Source organism: Brevibacillus sp. SIMBA_040 (genome assembly GCF_046535075.1).
GTDB lineage: Bacteria > Bacillota > Bacilli > Brevibacillales > Brevibacillaceae > Brevibacillus.
In genome coordinates this window covers 1-234 of record NZ_JAWRXI010000415.1, presented here as the reverse complement: position 1 = coordinate 234, position 234 = coordinate 1, and the positions used below count along the sequence as shown (strand labels likewise).

General features: G+C 51.7%; 1 protein-coding gene. It reads left to right on the top strand.

The genetic code is table 11. The features are described from left to right. Window positions 1-234 (top strand): hypothetical protein (locus SB752_RS33280; protein ID WP_410719640.1); only part of this gene is annotated, 234 nt, incomplete at both ends.

The following is a 234-nucleotide window of genomic DNA, read 5'->3' as shown; positions in this document are numbered from 1 at the left end:
GACGTCGGAAGTCGACGAGATATTGGAAGAATTGTCGCCAGAGGACGAAGGGTCGATTTCTGCAGATTCAATCGGTGGCATAAATAGGCGCATTTTGGAAGCAAAGGTTGGTCGAAAGCTCACACGCCATAACTGTGAGCGGTGCGGCGGTGAGCGCGGAGGCTTTATTTGCCCGCTGACAAAGAAGGTTGTTTGTCAACTTGGAGAGTGCTCGTCACCCTCAAATAGCTGGAC